14 protein-coding genes are annotated in these 14,346 nt (G+C 69.7%); 6 read left to right on the top strand and 8 right to left on the bottom strand.

The window, feature by feature from the left end; translation table 11 throughout:
• Positions 1-133: 133 nt before the first annotated feature.
• From ACFYT4_RS30720 to ACFYT4_RS30705, 4 genes are read right to left on the bottom strand one after another with little or no spacing between them, the layout of a single operon-like run.
• Complete coding sequence (locus ACFYT4_RS30720) at positions 134-841, bottom strand: enoyl-CoA hydratase/isomerase family protein (RefSeq protein ID WP_389276266.1); 708 nt, start codon at positions 839-841, stop codon at positions 134-136.
• Positions 838-2,073, bottom strand: coding sequence for a CaiB/BaiF CoA transferase family protein (locus ACFYT4_RS30715; RefSeq protein ID WP_389276263.1), 1,236 nt, complete (start codon positions 2,071-2,073; stop codon positions 838-840). Before ACFYT4_RS30715 ends, ACFYT4_RS30720 begins: the two co-directional genes overlap by 4 nt.
• The gene (locus ACFYT4_RS30710) at positions 2,070-3,230 is read right to left on the bottom strand and encodes a thiolase family protein (RefSeq protein ID WP_389276260.1); all 1,161 of its coding nucleotides are present in this window, start codon (positions 3,228-3,230) and stop codon (positions 2,070-2,072) included. Before ACFYT4_RS30710 ends, ACFYT4_RS30715 begins: the two co-directional genes overlap by 4 nt.
• The gene (locus ACFYT4_RS30705; protein WP_389276257.1) at positions 3,223-3,642 is read right to left on the bottom strand and encodes a Zn-ribbon domain-containing OB-fold protein; all 420 of its coding nucleotides are present in this window, start codon (positions 3,640-3,642) and stop codon (positions 3,223-3,225) included. The genes ACFYT4_RS30710 and ACFYT4_RS30705 overlap by 8 nt, the downstream gene beginning before the upstream one ends.
• 1,144 nt (positions 3,643-4,786) lie before the next feature.
• Between ACFYT4_RS30705 and ACFYT4_RS30700 the strand changes: the two genes are divergently transcribed.
• Complete coding sequence (locus tag ACFYT4_RS30700) at positions 4,787-5,620, top strand: alpha/beta fold hydrolase (RefSeq protein WP_389276254.1); 834 nt, start codon at positions 4,787-4,789, stop codon at positions 5,618-5,620.
• 385 nt (positions 5,621-6,005) lie between these two features.
• Positions 6,006-6,833 carry an IclR family transcriptional regulator gene (locus tag ACFYT4_RS30695; RefSeq protein WP_389276251.1) on the top strand — a complete coding sequence of 276 codons (828 nt, stop codon included), beginning with the start codon at positions 6,006-6,008 and terminating at the stop codon, positions 6,831-6,833.
• Positions 6,834-6,994: 161 nt separating this feature from the next.
• Here the strand turns inward: ACFYT4_RS30695 and ACFYT4_RS30690 are convergent, their stop codons facing one another.
• The 4 genes from ACFYT4_RS30690 to ACFYT4_RS30675 form a co-directional block, all read right to left on the bottom strand.
• On the bottom strand, positions 6,995-7,570 hold the full coding sequence (locus ACFYT4_RS30690; protein ID WP_389276248.1) for an SMI1/KNR4 family protein: 576 nt from the start codon (positions 7,568-7,570) through the stop codon (positions 6,995-6,997).
• A gap of 281 nt (positions 7,571-7,851) precedes the next feature.
• Positions 7,852-7,986 (bottom strand): hypothetical protein, encoded by a 135-nt coding sequence (locus ACFYT4_RS30685; RefSeq protein ID WP_389276246.1) that lies wholly within the window; start codon positions 7,984-7,986, stop codon positions 7,852-7,854.
• A gap of 104 nt (positions 7,987-8,090) precedes the next feature.
• Entirely contained in the window at positions 8,091-9,179 is a 1,089-nt protein-coding gene (locus tag ACFYT4_RS30680; protein ID WP_389276243.1) for an SDR family oxidoreductase, read from the bottom strand.
• Positions 9,180-9,281: 102 nt separating this feature from the next.
• Complete coding sequence (locus ACFYT4_RS30675) at positions 9,282-10,139, bottom strand: helix-turn-helix transcriptional regulator (RefSeq protein ID WP_389276240.1); 858 nt, start codon at positions 10,137-10,139, stop codon at positions 9,282-9,284.
• A gap of 783 nt (positions 10,140-10,922) precedes the next feature.
• On the opposite strand from ACFYT4_RS30675, the gene ACFYT4_RS30670 reads away from it, so the two are divergent.
• From ACFYT4_RS30670 to ACFYT4_RS30655, 4 genes are all read left to right on the top strand, one after another.
• On the top strand, positions 10,923-11,564 hold the full coding sequence (locus ACFYT4_RS30670) for an FGGY-family carbohydrate kinase (RefSeq protein WP_389276237.1): 642 nt from the start codon (positions 10,923-10,925) through the stop codon (positions 11,562-11,564).
• Positions 11,561-13,033, top strand: coding sequence for an FAD-dependent oxidoreductase (locus ACFYT4_RS30665; RefSeq protein ID WP_389276234.1), 1,473 nt, complete (start codon positions 11,561-11,563; stop codon positions 13,031-13,033). Before ACFYT4_RS30670 ends, ACFYT4_RS30665 begins: the two co-directional genes overlap by 4 nt.
• A gap of 9 nt (positions 13,034-13,042) precedes the next feature.
• Positions 13,043-13,453, top strand: a complete 411-nt coding sequence (locus ACFYT4_RS30660; protein WP_389276231.1) for a VOC family protein — start codon at positions 13,043-13,045, stop codon at positions 13,451-13,453.
• 285 nt (positions 13,454-13,738) lie between these two features.
• Positions 13,739-14,332, top strand: coding sequence for a helix-turn-helix transcriptional regulator (locus ACFYT4_RS30655; RefSeq protein WP_389276228.1), 594 nt, complete (start codon positions 13,739-13,741; stop codon positions 14,330-14,332).
• Positions 14,333-14,346 lie beyond the last annotated feature (14 nt).

Genomic DNA, 14,346 nt, shown 5'->3' with positions numbered 1-14,346 from the left:
GAGGATGTCCGGGCACCCGCCTGCCGTTGACCGGCTGTGATCAGGACCTGAGGCAGATCGTGCGGCGCCCGGTGGTTGACCGGGCCGCGTCGTTGCCCGGTGGTGGCCATGGTGCCTTCAGGGGTGTGGACGGTCATGCGGAGGACAGCGCTGCGCTGAGGACGTCGGCCGCGAACGAGGTGTTGGACCGGTGGGGTTCCTCGGTTCGTCGGTTGAGGAAGTGCTTCACGTCCCGGACGGCCTGAGTGGCCTGAGAGGCGACCTGGCGTGCGGTGGCTTCCAGCTTGTCGTCGGGCACCAGCTTGGCGACGGCTCCCAGCGTCCACAGCCGACGGGCGTCCACTTCTTCCGCGTAGGCGGCCATGTGGAAGGCGAGCGGGCGCGGGAGGATGTCTGCCAGCTGGGTGAGGGCCAGCAGCGGGGCGAAGCCGGCGTTGATCTCGGGGAGGGCGAACGACGCGTCCTCGCAGGCCAGTACGAGGTCGCAGCTGGCGGCCAGGGCGAACCCCAGTCCGTGCGCACGGCCCCGGACCGCCGCCACGACCGGGAAAGGCGCGGTGATGATCGTCTCGTACAGGTCGAGGATGGGGGCGATCACCGTCGCGCGTACCTGCTCCGGGCTGACTGCCGGTCCGCGGGGCGGCGAAGGAGCGCGGCCGAGGCAGAAGTCGGGGAGCGAGGAGCGCAGCACCACTGCGCTGGTGCCGGGGTCGAGTTCCCGGATCGTCTCGGTGAGCGCGGCGATGTCCGGCAGGGCCAGACGGGCGGTGCCGAGGACCACCTCGGCGATGTTGTCCTGTTCGCGGCGGGTGGTGATGGCGGTGGACGCTGGACTGGTCATCGACTGCTGCCCTTCTCTGATTCGGTGAGCCAGTCACGCACCACGTCGTCTCCGTGCTCGCCCAGCCGCGGCGGGCGGGTGATGTCGCGGTCCCGCCCGCCATCGGCGAACTTGACGGGATTGCCCAGCAGATGCAGGGGCGGTCGTCCGGCGTCTTCGGGGACATCGATGACCATGTGCCGGTGGCGGACCTGGGGATCGGCCAGCGCGTCCGGTACGGCGTTGACCGGAGCGGCCGGCACCCGGGCGGCGTGCAGGTCGGGAAGCCAGTCGGCGGCCGGGCGGGCGACGAAGGCCTTCTCCAGCAGGGGTCCGAGCTTCTCGCGGTTGGCCTGGCGCGCGCTACCGTCGGTGAATCGGGGGTCGTCCAGGAGTTCCGGGACCCCCAGCACTTCGCACAGTCCGCGCCACATGCCATCGGTGTTGGCGGTGACCATGACGTCGACGCCGTCGGCGGCGGTGAAAGCGCGATAGGTGGGGATGGAGTCGTGCGCCCGGCCCTGGCGGCCCGGGGTGACGCCGGCCAGCAGATGGTAGACACCCTGGTAGGAGAGCATGGAGATCTGGCAGTCCAACATGGAGATGTCCAGCCTGCGTCCCCGGCCCTCGGGGCCGCGCTGATGCAGCGCGGACAGCACCCCGATGACCGCGTACATGCCGGCGCTCAGGTCGCCCAGAGGGATGCCGGAGCGGACCGGCGGGCCGTCCGGCAGCCCGGTCAGGCTCATGCCGCCGGACAGAGCCTGCACGATCATGTCGTACGCGGGCCGTTCCTTGTACGGGCCGTCCTGTCCGAAGCCGCTGATGGAGCACCAGATCACGCCGGGGTTCGTGGCCGTGAGGTCGTGGTAGTTCAGGCCGAGGCGGTCCAGGATGCCGGGCCGGAAGTTCTCGATCACGATGTCGGCGACGTCGGCGAGTTCACGCAGGCGGCTGCTGCCCTCGGGGGTCTTCAGGTCGAGCACAAGGCTGCGCTTGTTGCGGTTGACGCTGAGGTAGTAGGCGCTGTCACCATCGATGAAGTGCGGCGGGATGGCCCGGCTGGAGTCTCCGGCAGGCGGTTCGACCTTCACCACGTCGGCGCCGAGGTCAGCGAGGATCTGGGTGGCGTAGGGGCCGGACAGGAAGGTGGTGAGGTCCAGGACCCGCAGGCCGGTCAGGGGCGGTCCTTGGGGGATCATGTCGTTTTCTGCCGTTTCCTCGATGACGGTCGGGCGGGGCGGAACGGTCATGAGATGCTCCGCCGCTCCGGGGCTTCGAGGATGTGAATGGCGCAGGCGCCGTGATCCACACCGGACATCCCTCCGCCGGTGGCGTGAGTGAGTCCGAGGCGGGCCCCCTCGACCTGGCGGTCCCCCGCCTGACCGCGTAGCTGCCAGACGATTTCGACGGCCTGGGCCGCCCCGGTGGCTCCGATCGGATGTCCCTTGGCCAGCAGCCCGCCGCTGGGATTGACGACGGTGGTACCGCCGAAGGTGGTGGCGCCACTGCGCAGCAGGGACACCGCGTCGCCCCGCTTCGCCAGGCCGAGCGCCTCGTAGTAGAGGAGTTCGGCGATGGCGAAGGCGTCGTGCATTTCCACGACGTCCAGATCCTCGGGTCCGATGCCGGCCTGCTCGTACGCTTCGGCGGCGCCGTGCACGGTGATCTGAGGGATGGTCATGTCCCGGAACCCATGGGTGAGTTCGCCGGAATGCAGCACGGAGGCACGGATGCGCACGGGCGGGGCGTCGAAGCGGTGGGCGTTCTCGGCCGCGGTGACCACGAGGGCGGCGGCGCCGTCTCCGTTCGGGCAGCTCATGAACAAGGTGAGCGGCGTGGCAACGGGACGCGAGGCCAGCACTTCCTCGACCGTAGTCTCCTTGCGGTACTGGGCGTACGGGTTCAGCTTGCCGTGGCGGCGGGCCTTCACCGACACCTCGGCGAGGTCGGCCGGAGTCAGGGCGTTCTCGTAGAGGTAACGGCGGGCGCGCATGGCGTAGACGGCGGGCATGATCTGGCCTGCTGCGACCTCGTGGTCCTCCTCGGCCAGAGGCAGCGGTCCGCCGCCGAGCGAGGTGAGTTTCTCGGCGCCGATCACCAGAACGGTTTCGTACAGGCCGGCGCCGACGGCGATGAAGGCCTCGCGCAGCGCGGTAGCGCTGGAGGAGCAGGCGTTCTCGACGTTGACGACCGGGATGGAGCCGAGGCCGAGGTCACGCACGATGCGCTGGCCGACGAGCATGCCGCCGACGACGTTGCCGGAGTAGACGGCCTGGATGTCGCGGCGGTCCACGCCGCTGTCCTTGAGGGCGCCGCGTACCGCGGTGGCACCGAGGTCCGCGAGTGTGCGGTGGCGGTGCTTGGCGAACGGGACCATGTCGGCCCCCACGATGACCACGTCACGCATGGTCGGCTCCCTTCGCTGCGTCGGCCTCGGGTACCCAGGAGGCGAGATGGCCGTCCTCGTGCTCGGTCAGCCGGAGACGGACCGGCGTGTCGGGGCGCAGTGCGGATTCGTCGGTTTCGGTGATGTGGGCGAACACGCGAGCACTCTCGGGGAGGTCGACGTATCCCACGGTGTAGGGCACGGCGCGGTTGGCCGGGCCGATGTGGATCACGGAGTAGCTGTAGAGATTGCCGGTCGGTGAAAGCGGCAGCGGCCTGAGCTCGCCCAGGCATCTCGGGCACTGGGTGGGAGGCGGACAGGCGGTGACGCCGCAGGCATCGCAGTGCCCGCCGATCAGTCGCGTGCCGTCGGTGCTGTCTACGTGGCCGGGTGGGACACGTACGCCCTGGGGCTCGGTGACCGGTGCTGTCATGGCTGGCCTCCTATGGGTGTGGGGTGGGAAACGTTCGTGCGGTGACGCCACGGCGCGTTCGCGTGGCGGGTGGGGTTGGTGCCTGCTGACCTCGCGGGCAACGGGTTAATGTGCATGAAGGCTGCAAGCACCTCGTGTTCTGTTGAAAGGAACAGAGGTTCTCTTCTGCGGGACGTTTGTATGTGGCTGGGGCTCGCGGAGTCAACCCCCGCGACGCACGTTCGTCATCGCCCCTCAATGCGCACGGCAGGGTGAAGGTGTCGACTGCGGCGGCCACCGGGGGCGTTCGGCGGTTGATCCGGCGGCCGGGGTCGACCGGTAGCGGGGCGGCCCCGGTGGCACCCTCGGTACCCCTTGTCCCTTGACGGTCGCCAGGACTACAGTGATGTTCCGTTCAGTGGAATTGAGTGCGCATTCAGCGGAACGGCCTCGATTGTCGGCGGCGGAGTGACTCACGCCCGCCCGTACGAGAATCGGCCGGAGCGAGAGGGAATGGCCAAAGTGATGGACCTTGAGGCACGACCGCAGCGCGTGGTGACGCGGGTGAGGTCCGCGAGCCTCCGTGGCCTGGACCTTCATCACCACGCACGCTCCCTGCCGGCTGCGCACCTGGGCATCCCGGAACATGGCGGTCTGCCGCTCGTTGCCGGCCTGGAAGGCCACGCCCGCGCGCTACCGGCTGCACCGCGGCAGCCAGGTCCTTCAGGGGCTCCGCTGTCTCAGCCCCGGAACCAGCCGGGCTGGTCGAGGAGGCCGGATGCTCTCCCCGCGCCCTCAACCTTGTCAGCGGCAGTGGACCCGGCCCTGAGGGCCCGCCCTTCGACGGCGTGGACCGCGCCGCCGCATGGGCTGGCGGCACGTGGCCCGGGTCTCGCCGCGATGGTGTGGACCAAGGGCTTGCGCCGGGTGCGCCGGGCCGCGCGTGATGCGCGGTGTCGTACACCTTGCCCTCGGCGGTTCGGCCACAGTGGCACAGGCCGCGGGAACGGCCGGGAGGCGCTACTCGAACACATCGAGACCAAATCTGTCCGGGACGAACTCAGTGGAGATACCCGTGCCCCCTTCGCGATCGGCTGAGCAGCCGAGTCCGGCCTCCCCCGCACCGTCAGCCGGCGGGGCGGTGACCGGGACGGCTCTCCCGGCGATGTCACTGCGGTCGTACTCCGTCAGCCTGGCCGATCACACCACGGTCGTCACGGAATACACGGATTACACGGAATCCGAGGACGGGCGAGGGCCGGCCGTCCTTCTGGTGCATTCGGCGCTCCTGGACCAGAAGATGTGGTCCGCGACGGCGGTTGGCCTGGCCGGCTACAGGGTCATCACCTATGATCTGCGCGGTCATGGCTCGGCACGCCAAGCCTCACCGATGACAGGCATCGAACAACTTGCCCGCGATCTTGGTGAGTTGGCAGACATCCTGGAGCTGGACACGGTGGATGTGGTGGGTGTCTCCTTGGGCGGTGCGGTCGCCCAGAGCTTTGCCGCCGACCGGCCTGCCCGAGTGTCCTCGCTGGCACTCGTTGCCACAGCAGTGCGGTTCCCGGCCGACACGATGACTACGCGCGCGCAGACGCTGGAACTCCAGGGCAGGGCCGCCGTCCGGGACACCACCCTGCGGCGATGGTTCAGGGCCGGCCTACTCGGCGACGCTGAAGCGGAACCGGTCCGCTATGCCCGGGAGCAGTTGGACCACACAACAGTGGAGCAGTGGAAGGCCGCATGGCAGGCACTGGCCGCATTCGACAACACCGGCGCCGCTGCGGGCATGGGGATCCCGGTATTGGGCATCGCCGGAGACCAGGACCCCTCGACCCCGGCCGAGGTCGTGCGCGAACTGGTGGAGGCCTATCGGCATGGCACGTTCACCCAGCTTCGGGACGCGTCCCACCTGATTCCGCTGGAACAACCCGGCCCCCTTGCCGAGGTTCTGGGGTCTTTCCTTGCCACCGTGCATTCCCCCCTTCCCCGGCGATAGCCACACCCCCCGGCGTCACGGCGGGACACGGAGTGAGGAGCAGGCTGTCATGCTGCGCTCCGTTCCCGGCGGAAGCCCGCGGTCCGCGCTTCCCGGCGCGACGGCTCCGCGGAGCCGGTCCCGGAGATGCCGACGCGCCCCCGCCGATCGACCGGCCATGTCACGGTAGGTGATCCAGAGTTCCGATGGGGCGCCCTGGCGGGTGGCTACTGCGCGTGCCGTATGCCGGGGTGCCGTATGTTGCGGGCCGGGATCGGCCGCGTGCTAGTGTTCCGTTAAGCGCAATGACGGTTCCGCTCAGTAGATTCTTTGATCGTGCTTCCGCTGACCACCCGGGGTTAGCCCCGGGGTGGGACGCTTCCACTCGTGAAGGAGCTCGGCCACCATGGCATCCGCCCTCCCCCAGCCGGATGGTGCCAGCGAGACTTCCATCCGGCAGCGCCATCCGCTGGCCCGGGCTTTCCGCATCCTGAGCGCCATGATCGACTCGCGCGCCGAATCGTTCGGCGTCCGCCAGCTCGCGACCGAGCTGTCCGTCAGCGCGAGTACGGCCCATCGCCTTCTCGGCGATCTGGAGAAGCTCGGCCTGGTCTCGCATGCGGAAGGCGGCGACTACCGGATCGGGCTGGAGTTCTACCGGCTCGCGTGGGCGGCAACCGCCAAGTTCCCACTGCGGCAGGCGGCGCACGCCTCGTTGCGCGAGCTTGCCCGGGCCACCGGGGAGAGCGCCTTCCTCGGTGTGTACGACGACCTCCAGCATCAGATGATGTTCGGTGCCTGCGTCGAATCACGGCACCCGCTTCGGTACGTCATGGAGCTGAACCGGTGGCTCCCCCTGCACTCGGGCGCCAGTGGCCTGGCCATCCTGGCCTACCTTCCGCAGGACGTCCGCGGCGAACTTGCCGCATCAGGTCGGCTGGGGGCTGTCACCGAGCGCACGATCACCGATCCGACAGTGCTGGAAGACGTACTCACCGACGTGCGGCGCAAGGGGTACGCCTTCTCCCAGGGACAGCGCATCCGCGGAGCCGTGGCGGTCACGGCCGCCGTCTTCGGCCCTCACGGAGGCGTGATCGGCGACGTGGGCATCACGATGCCGGACAGCCGCTTCACTCCAGGGCTGGAGACAGAACTCGCCACGGCGGTCATGGAGGCGGCGAAAACAGTGACCGCTCAGGTAGGCGGGATATCAGTCACCACCGATGACCAGTGACCTTGGGCAAGCCCCGTCCTGAAGGACTCCGTTGGGAAATCCGCGAACCGGTGATGACGGATGGCCTGTGCCGTCAGGATCGGCTTGTCGTCGCCCCAAAGCGGGCGTTCTGCCGGATCGTGGTGATCCGGCAGGACGCTGTGTTCTGAGGGTTCTGAGGGTCAGCCCACGACCCATTCCAGCATGCGCCCTTCATGGACCGAGGGGCGACGCCGCGCGGCCGGTAGCCGCAGCGATCCCTCCACCGCGTTGCACAGGTCGGTCAGCATCAGAGCCATGGACGGCCAGAGCGGCAGGTAATCGGGATCGCCGAACGAGATCTCGCCGACTTCTCCGTAGAGGCCCGTACGGTGGTCGACGAACAGCAGATCACCGGTGAGAGCCTGAGCGAAGGGAACCCACTGGGCGTGTGCGGTGTGCCCGACCACCTCTTCCTCGTACCCTTCCTCGACCGCTTCGTGCGCCATGGCGGAAAGGTTCTGATGCCATTCCAGGATTCCTTCGGTGTCCAGCAGGCTGTACCCGAGGAGAAAGGCACCGGGCGTCATGCTGGACCTGCGCGGTGTGACACCATTGTGTTGCGATAGCAATGACCTCAGTTCACCGTGGAGCGGGAAACCAACTCCGCTCTCCAGCCTGGATATATCAGCGTCTGACGCTCCTGGGCGGAGCGTGGAATGATCGCCCGGCGCGTTCTGCCGAAGCCACTCCTCAAATCGGTGCCACAGTTCCTGCATGTTGTGTATCCCGTCCATTGTGGGTTCCGCGCGGGACAGCCGAGCTGTCAGTTCCTGCTGTCACCGTAGCGATTCGGATGAAGCACGACTGGTCATTGACGTGAGGCTCGGCGTTCGCCTCGGCGGGACCAGCACGCGGCCTACGCCGGACTCTTCGGCGGGCCGCTGGACGGACTTCTGCTGGACATCACGGGCAGGCGGCCAGAAGAGATCCAGTGACACCGGCCCGGGGGCAGGGGAAAGACCCGGGCCGTACACCGCCCGGGGGCGACCCGGCAGCGTCACGCCGCAGCCCATTCGAGTCCGAGGGCAGCGAGCGCCTGAAGCTTGTCGCGTCCGGCTTGCCGCGCCTCGATCCGCAGCCCCGGGCGAAAGCGGCCGGTGCGGAGGTCGGCAACGAAGGCGGTGCGCACCATACGGCCGAAGAGTCGGTGTTGCTCGGGGGTGAGGCGGTTGAGGCCGGTGGTGAAGGGGGGCCGCCTCCGCCCCGGCCGGTGCCGGGAGGGGGCGCGCATGGCCGTCAGCCGGGGATGACACGCTCCCGTCGCAGCGTGTCGAACAGGGCGGCGAACGAGGACAGCGTGTCGGCGTAGCCGGTGAACCCGGCGGTCCGGCTGCGGGTCAGGTCGGTGAAGCACTCGACCGGCCGGTTGAGGTCGCCGTCCGTGTGCCACCAGGAGGCGACACGGGTGAGGTCGGGCTCGGCCAGACGTTCCCGTGCGGCCAGTGCACGCCAGATGTCCGCCTGGCCCGCCATCTGGTGCTCCAGGGGGCGCGGCCGCTCCGCGTACCCCTCCGGCTCGACCTCCAGCAGCTCCGCTATGCGCGGCCACATCCAGCGCCAGCGGAAGACGTCGCCGTTGGCGGTGTTGTACGCCTGGCTGGGCAGGCCCTCGGTGGTGGCGGCCCAGATCATCTGGCGGGCCAGCAGTCCCGCGTCGGTCATGTCCGTGATGCCGTTCCACTGCACCTCGTTGCCGGGGAAGACGAAGGTCCTGCCCGTCGCGCGGCACAGGGACGCCTGCACCGCCAGCGTCATGCCCATGTTCATGGCGTTGCCGACGGCGTGCCCGATGATCGTGTGCGAGCGGTGGACACTCCAGGTGAACCGGTACCGCTCGGCGGCCTCCCACAGTTCGTCTTCCTGGGCGTAGTAGAAGTTCGGGACCGGCAGGCGCGGCTCGGTCTCCTGGAAGGGCGTCTCGCGCGCCGCGCCGGTGGCGTACGCCTCGAACGGGCCCAGATAGTGCTTGAGCCCGGTCACCAGCGCGACATGGCGCAGGTGACCGGAGCGGCCGGTCGTGTCCAGGACGTGCCGCACCATCGCCGAGTTGACGACGATGTTCTCCGCCTCGGTCGCCCTCCGGCTCCAGGCGGTGAAGAACACATGTGTGGGAGCCCGTCCGGCCAGCGCGGTCGCCACGGACTCCGCGTCCGTCAGGTCGGCGCGCACCGTCTCGACACCCTCCAGGGGTGCCGGGGCGCTCCGTGACAGGCTCATGACGCGCCGGCCCTGCCCGGCGAGTTCCCGGCACAGGGCGCGACCTGCGATGCCGGTCCCGCCGACGACGAGGGCGAGCTGCTTGCCGGAGTGATGGTTCGTCTTCACACGTACTCCCGTGCGCGGCGTGAGGGCATGCCGAATCGGCTGTCCGTACGCGATGGATCGGATTCGGGGTATCCGCCGGGTCCGGCGGTGTGCTCAGTGCCGCTACTGCGCGGCGGGGGGTGTGAGCGTGTCGAGGAGGCTGAGGGCGTCGGCCGATGCCGTGCCGGGTTCCGCGGTGAAGACCTCCAGGCGGCAGTCGCTGTCCGGCTGGAGCCACACCTGATAGGTCACGGTGATCCCGCCCACCGCCGGATGGCGCAGCCGACGGGTGCCGAAGGTGCAGTCCCGTACGTGGCCATCCGACCACAGGGACGCGAACTCGGGGCTGCAGGTGAGGAGTTGATCCACCAGGGCGGCGAGTGCCCGGTCGTCCGGGTGGCGCCCGCAGACCAGACGGAGGTAGTCGGCATGGGTCCTGGCGTAGGTCTCCCACTCCGCTTCCAGGTCCCGTGTGCGCGGGTCGAGGAAGATCATCCGTGACATCGAAGGGCGCCGCGCGGTGTCGGCGGGCGCGGTGAAGTCCAGGTGTCCCGCGAGCAGCGCGTGGCCGAGCCGGTTCCACGCCAGGACGTCGTTACGGCGGCCCAGCAGGACGGCGGGGAGGTGGGGGAGCGAGTCGAGGAGGGCGAGTGTGCGCGGATGCGGCGTCTCGGGCTCCGGCTCGCCAGGGGAGCGGCGGTACGCGGCGGCCCGGGCGAGATCGTAGAGGTGGGCCCGCTCGGTGTCGTCCAGGCGCAGGGCGCGGGCGAGGCCGTCGAGAACGGAGTCCGAGGCGTTCTGGCTGTGTCCCTGCTCCAGCCGGGTGTAGTACGCGACACTCACTCCCGCGAGCCGGGCCACCTCGTCCCGTCGCAGCCCCGGCACCCGCCGACTCGTGTTCCGGGTGACGATGCCGACGCTCTCCGGGACGATCCCGGCACGTCGGGCGCAGAGGAATTCCCCCAGGTCGCTCGCGTTCATACGGCGAGCCTACGTCCCGCGACGCCGTGATTCACCGGCCCTGGGTATCCCTGTCAGGGGTGGGCTGCCGCCTCGCCGCAGACGGGGAGAGGAAGCCGCACTCGGGATCACAGGGGCTCGCACGACCGGCAGCGCGTCCAGGTGCGCCAGGGCCGTGAGCAGGGAGACGGTGAACGCGGCCGGCTCGGCGGCGCGGGAACGGCCCCGACCAGGCGGGCGGCGATCCGCGACCGCAGGCCGCCTTTCACGTCCTGGCAGGCACCGGCCTCCCACACCGCGAGCAGCTTGCCGACCTTCCCCAGCAGCAGCCCCAGGTGCTTGGCCGCGCCGATGAAGCCCGCCGCTCGACGGCGTCCTCGCCCTGCACCCGGTACCCGGCTGTGGTCCGGGCGGCGCTGCCGTGCACCGGCCGACAGGCGAGGAGCCGGGGGAGTGGGAGATCCCCCGCGTCCCGCTGCGCTGCGACCGGGCCGTCCTCGCCGGCACGGTGGCGCGGGAGAACCTGCGCACCGCCACCGCCGTGCGGGGCCGGGCGTACGACGTCACCCGCGCACCGGCAGGCCGCGATGCCCGAGCCGCTGCTTCCGAGCCAGGACACCGACCCCGACAGCCCGGAGCCGGAGGGTGACCCCCGGTCGGCGATCGACCCGACGGCGCTGCGGGCCCTGAAGGCGTCACGCACCGACATGGAAGCCCCGGCGCCTGTTCCCTCTTGTCGCACTCGTCACCGAGGACGGGTACCGGCAACTGCCGCAGGACGAAGTCTCTGAGCTCGCTCACTCGGTGAACGAGCAGCGCCTCGACGCTCCCAACGGCCCCGGGCGCTGCTCCTGTGATGAACGACCGAAGGGGTCAGCCCGTCGGCTGCAGATCGGTGGGGAGAAGTTGCTCGGTGAGCAGCCGGCGGACCCTGGCGTTGCGGTCGGGAGCGGTGAGCCAGGAGTCCAGGAGCCGCCATCCGTGGAAGTAGCTGAGGACGTACAGGGCCATGCCTGCTGCGCGCAGCGAGCCCAGTGCCGCGCCGCTCTCGGTGTCGGAGAGCAGGGCCCAGCGGGACAGGTAGGCGGCGAGCTCCGCGTCGGGGCGGCCTTCGGCGGCCAGGAAGGCGGTGTTGGCCCAGACACCGAAAAGGATGTTCTGCGCGCCGACGGGGGCGCCTCCGCCAACGACTTCCTGCTCCAGTTCCAGGCCGACATGCCGGGTGCGACCATTCGCCGCCCCTCCAACGTCGAAGCGACGGCCTCCGGAGCCGCCTATCTGGCCGGACTGGGCGTCGGTATCTGGTCCGACCCCCAGGACTGCTTCCGGGAGACCGGCGACGACGCCGTCTTCACCCCGTCCATCGACCACGCGTCCCGCGACGCCAACTACACTCAATGGCAGCGCGCCGTCGAGCGCGCGAAAGGATGGGCGGTACAGCCGTGAAGCGCTTCACCGCATCCGATCTTCCGAACGAAGCCGACCTCCTCATCATCGGCGGAGGCATCACCGGCGCGTCCGCCGCCAGGGACGCGGCCCTGCGCGGACTTTCGGTGGTCCTCGTCGACCGGGACGACTTTGCCTCCGGAACCTCCAGCCGATCCTCGAAACTCATCCACGGCGGCCTGCGATACCTGCAGACCTACCAGTTCAGGATGGTCAACGAATCGGTCCGCGAGCGCGAGGTCATGATGCGGATCGCTCCGCACCTGGCCGACCTCCAACCGTTCCTGTACCTCGTCTACGACGGCTACCCCGAACGCCGGGCCCTGCTCAACCTGGGCCTCACCTTCTACGACGCCTTCTCCCGCGCCCCGCTGAAACGACGGCACCGCATGCTGGGCCGCGAGGCCGTACTGCGCCGCGAACCGCACCTCAACCCGCACGGGCTCAAAGGCGGGGGCCTCTACCACGACGCCCTCACCGACGACGCCCGGCTGGTCCTGGACGTCCTGAGGTCCGCGTCCCAGGCGGGCGCCCTGCTGGCCAACCACCGCGAGGTCACCGGACTGATCCGCGAACACGGCCGCGTCGCGGGCGCGGAGCTCACCGACCGGCTCACCGGCGAGCACCTCACCGTCCGCGCCAAGACCGTCGTCAACGCCGCCGGCCCCTGGGTCGACCGCGTACTGGGGCTGGAGCAGGCACCCGAGCACCCCACCCTGCGGCCCACCAAAGGCGTACACATCGTGCTGCGCACCGAGGACTTCCCGCTCGGCACCGCCGTGTTCCTGCGCTCGCCCTCGGACTCACGCGTCGTATGGCCCACCCCCGCGGGCGACGGCCGGCACGTCTATGTCGGCACCACCGACACCGACTTCACCGGCTCCCTCGACGACGTGGTCGGCAACGAGGAGGATTTCGCCTACCTTCTGGAAGCCGCCAACCACACCCTGCCCGGGGCGAACGTCGACACCAGCCACATCGTCGCCTCCTGGGCCGGGCTGCGCCCCCTGATCGCTCCCGCCCCGGGTACCTCCAACTCGGCCGCATCGCGCGAGCACACCCTCACGGCAGGGCCCGGCGGCATGATCACCGCCGCGGGCGGCAAGCTGACCACCGCCCGGCTCATGGGCGCGCAGATCGTCGACATCGTCGCCGGACAACTCCGCGACCACCACGGAATCCGCGGGCTGCCCCGTCCACCACCGGCCGGGTGGCGATCTCCGGTGGTGCCGCCGGCGAGATCTTCCGCGCACGGCAGGACATGGCCTCGGCACCGGTCACACCGCAGACCAAGGAACGATGGCTGCGCCGCTACGGCGGCAACGCCGCCGAACAGGAAGCCTCTGCGAAGCCCCGCTCTCCGCCCAGGAGGCGCCGCGTGGTGGGCACTTGTTCCCGTGCACGTGAACATCCTGGCGTGTCCGGATCGGTCAGGAATCGAGAAGCGCGACTCACGGTGCCGCCTCTAATCTGCCGTCATGGACATCACCATTCACACGAGTTCCCTCCCGCACGACGACCCGGATGCGTCGCTCGCCTTCTACCGTGACGTCCTCGGCTTCGAGGTCCGCAGCGACGTCGGTCAGGGCAGGATGCGCTGGATCACGGTCGGCCCGGCGGGTCAGCCCGACATGTCGATCCTTCTTGCGCCGCCGGCTGCCGACCCGGGAGTCACCGAAGACGAGCGCCGCACCATCGCCGAGATGATGGCCAAGGGCACCTACGGCTGGATCCTGCTGGCCACCCCGGACCTCGACGCCACGTTCGAGAAGGTGCAGGCCGGTGATACCGAGGTCGTCCAGGAGCCGACCGAGCAGCCGTACGGCATCCGCGACTGCGCCTTCCGCGACCCCGCGGGCAACCTGGTCCGCATCCAGGAGCTTCGCTGAGCCGTGCGGGTATCGATGCGGCCGTGCGGGCCGGCACCGCGACCACCTGCAAGGAACGGCGGCGCAGGGGTGCCCGGCGTGCCGGCCGCCCACCAGGGCCGCGTCCGGTTCCTCGTTGAAGCGGCCACGGGCCGGGCTCCGTCCCGCTGCTGTCCAGCAGTCGCTCGACCGGCTGGTCGACTCCGGCGGGGCCGTTCATCACCACCGAGGGCCTGGGGTGCCTGCTGAGGCAGGCACCCCAGGCCCTCGTAGACGTCGATGGAAGACGAAAAAAGGGGAGTTCTCATGTGTCAGCCCGAGTTGCGGCGTGCACGCGCCCAGGCGCAGCGCCTGGCTGATCTCGCGCGGCTGCGCCGCGTCCGCGACCGGATCGACAGGGAATACGCGCAGCCGCTGAACGTGGAGGCGCTCGCCCGCGACGTGAACATGTCCGCCGGGCACCTCAGCCGGCAGTTTCGGGCCGCCTACGGTGAGTCGCCGTACGCGTACCTGATGACGCGTCGTATCGAGCGCGCGGCGGCGCTGCTGCGGCGGGGCGACCTCAGCGTCACAGAGGTCTGCTTCGCGGTCGGCTGCGCGTCGCTGGGCACGTTCACCACCCGCTTCACCGAGCTGGTCGGCATGCCGCCCGGGGCCTTCCGGCGCCAGGCGGCGAGTGTGGTGGCCGACCATGCTGATGCTGTGGGTGCAGCCCACGATGCGGGATCTGCGATCGCCGTGGAGGGGATGCCGGCGTGTGTGGCGAAGCAAGTGACAAGACCGGTCAGGAATCGAGAAGCCCCGGTCGCAGAGCAGCCCCTAGGGAGCGTATTGCGTCTTGATCAATCTGCGGGATCTGCCTTCGCGGCAGGGTCTGGACGGGTAGACCTTCTTGGGTGACGCGAGTGCAACTG

The organism is Streptomyces sp. NPDC004609, assembly GCF_042873655.1.
Classification (GTDB): domain Bacteria; phylum Actinomycetota; class Actinomycetes; order Streptomycetales; family Streptomycetaceae; genus Streptomyces.
This window is presented reverse-complemented; position numbering and strand designations above follow the sequence as displayed.

Excerpts from the sequence above, each read along its gene's own strand:
- ACFYT4_RS30690 (WP_389276248.1), bottom strand. The coding sequence starts at position 7,570 with ATGCAGGAACTGTGGCACCGATTTGAGGAGTGGCTTCGGCAGAACGCG.
- ACFYT4_RS30715 (WP_389276263.1), bottom strand. The coding sequence starts at position 2,073 with ATGACCGTTCCGCCCCGCCCGACCGTCATCGAGGAAACGGCAGAAAAC.
- ACFYT4_RS30660 (WP_389276231.1), top strand. The coding sequence starts at position 13,043 with ATGGACATCACCATTCACACGAGTTCCCTCCCGCACGACGACCCGGAT.
- ACFYT4_RS30705 (WP_389276257.1), bottom strand. The coding sequence starts at position 3,642 with ATGACAGCACCGGTCACCGAGCCCCAGGGCGTACGTGTCCCACCCGGC.
- ACFYT4_RS30695 (WP_389276251.1), top strand. The coding sequence starts at position 6,006 with ATGGCATCCGCCCTCCCCCAGCCGGATGGTGCCAGCGAGACTTCCATC.
- ACFYT4_RS30675 (WP_389276240.1), bottom strand. The coding sequence starts at position 10,139 with ATGAACGCGAGCGACCTGGGGGAATTCCTCTGCGCCCGACGTGCCGGG.
- ACFYT4_RS30720 (WP_389276266.1), bottom strand. The coding sequence starts at position 841 with ATGACCAGTCCAGCGTCCACCGCCATCACCACCCGCCGCGAACAGGAC.
- ACFYT4_RS30685 (WP_389276246.1), bottom strand. The coding sequence starts at position 7,986 with ATGGTGCGCACCGCCTTCGTTGCCGACCTCCGCACCGGCCGCTTTCGC.
- ACFYT4_RS30655 (WP_389276228.1), top strand. The coding sequence starts at position 13,739 with ATGTGTCAGCCCGAGTTGCGGCGTGCACGCGCCCAGGCGCAGCGCCTG.
- ACFYT4_RS30700 (WP_389276254.1), top strand. The coding sequence starts at position 4,787 with ATGTCACTGCGGTCGTACTCCGTCAGCCTGGCCGATCACACCACGGTC.
- ACFYT4_RS30710 (WP_389276260.1), bottom strand. The coding sequence starts at position 3,230 with ATGCGTGACGTGGTCATCGTGGGGGCCGACATGGTCCCGTTCGCCAAG.